General features: G+C 71.9%; 2 protein-coding genes and 1 pseudogene. All 3 read right to left on the reverse strand.

The window, feature by feature from the left end; genetic code table 11:
• Positions 1–442 (reverse strand): annotated as a pseudogene (locus FV222_RS25280) (hypothetical protein); the annotation flags it as partial.
• 198 nt (positions 443–640) lie between these two features.
• Positions 641–1,030: a hypothetical protein gene (locus tag FV222_RS25285; RefSeq protein ID WP_246685657.1), complete on the reverse strand. Its 390-nt coding sequence runs from the start codon at positions 1,028–1,030 to the stop codon at positions 641–643.
• A 79-nt stretch (positions 1,031–1,109) separates the two neighbouring features.
• Positions 1,110–1,645, reverse strand: a 536-nt coding sequence (locus tag FV222_RS25290; RefSeq protein ID WP_147815934.1) for an invasion associated locus B family protein, incomplete at its 5' end; no start/stop codon positions are given.

Here is a 1,645-nt window from a genome sequence, read left to right on the forward strand (position 1 = left end):
CCTTCAGGATCGCCTCGGCGGCCCGGGCGCGGCGAGCGAGGTCGGCAACGACGTCCGGCGGCAGGGGCGGCGGCAGGGCGGTCCAGTTCTCGGGCAGCAGGTCGACGAACACCTTCTCGCCGGCCTCCTGCACGTTGACTCGGATCGGCCGCTGTAGGGCCAGCCGCAGCCCGCTGCCGTCGGGATCGCGCCGGACGGCGGCGAGGTAGCCGGGCAGCTCGGAGACCAGCCGCTCCGGTCCGGCCTCCGTCCGCTCGTCGTAGTTGAGCACCAGCACGCCGCCGGAGAGCCGCGCCTTGATCGAGACCGCGCCGTCGAACGTGAAGGCGATGCGGGCGTAGCCCTGCGCCTCGGTGCCGGAGACGGCGAGGAGCTTGGCGGCCTCGGCCGGAAGCCCGAGGCCTGCCAGCATCGCGAGCGCGAGGCCCGCGCGGCGGGGCATGCGGCGGACCCTTGGTCCCGTCTCGAGCCACCCGCCCATCGATACGCCGCACCCGGGGGCGGCGGGCGCCCCGGACAAGGGACGCAACGCTCCGACGCCGCTGAGGGCCGACACTGCCGGATCGCGGCTAACGCACGCTTAATCGTGGTTTCGGACGCCGTCCCGCGCCGTCCCCGCGTGCCACAGTCGAGACGAGGGTCAGCGTTTCACGATGAGGTTCGGGACGATCCGGCTCGACGGGCCGAACGTCTCGATCGCGCGCTTGCAGTTCGCCGGCACGTCCTTCTGGTAGGTCTCGGAGAACGAGCGCGCGACCATCGCCAGCTCGCCCTGCTCCAGGTCCTTGGGATCGACCCCGAGGCGCTCGACGGCGCCCTTCAGGAGGGCCGGATCGCCCTGCAAGTCCGGGCATGAGCTGTTCGTAAAGCCGACCAGCCCGGTGAGGCGCGCGGCCATGACGCGCTTCTTGTCCATCGGCGGCGCGTCCGGCATCGAATCGGGCGGGCCGCCGGAGGGAGCGGCCTCCTGCGCGACGAGCGGGGCAGCGAGGCAGGCCAGCAGCCCCGCCAGGATCATCGTGTCGCGCATGCTCGGCCCTCTCGTCGTCTCGCCTGCCCGGGTCGGCGGCCTTGCCGGCCGCTCTCGGTGTCTGCCGTCCGTCGTCGGATCAGTTGGTGAAGGCGATCGCCCGGTCCCAGACCGCCGCGAACCCGCCGAGCGGCACCGCGATCGGCTGGGGCTCCTCGTTGCTCGGTTTCACGCCGATCACTTGGAGGGTCTTGGCGGTCCGCATCGCGTCGGTGGCAAGCGTCGGGAAGCTGATCGGCACGAGGCAGCCTTCCGCGCTGCACGAGATGTAGGGCGCGCCCTTGCCCAGCACCACGTCGTCGAGCTTGAACGTGACGCCCGGGTCGATCGAGAGACCGAACGGCATCAGGATCAGGCCCTCCGCCCGCCCGTCCTTCGGCGTCCGCAACTCGAAGGCGAACAGGCGCTTGCCGGTCTTGTTGTCCCCTTGCGACTGCATCAGCATGCAGGCCGTATTCGTCTCGGGCCGGGTGCAGGTGAGGGTCCACTCGCCGTAATTCTCGGTGATCGAGAGCGCGCCTGCGGGCCAGACCGGTGCCGGCTTGGCGGCGGCTTTGGCGTCGGCCGCCGACGCGGGCGTCGCGACCGGAGTCGCCTTCGGTGCCGGCTTCGGGG

This window comes from Methylobacterium sp. WL103, assembly GCF_008039885.1.
GTDB lineage: Bacteria > Pseudomonadota > Alphaproteobacteria > Rhizobiales > Beijerinckiaceae > Methylobacterium > Methylobacterium cerastii.

Excerpts from the sequence above, each read along its gene's own strand:
- FV222_RS25285 (WP_246685657.1), bottom strand. The coding sequence starts at position 1,030 with ATGCGCGACACGATGATCCTGGCGGGGCTGCTGGCCTGCCTCGCTGCC.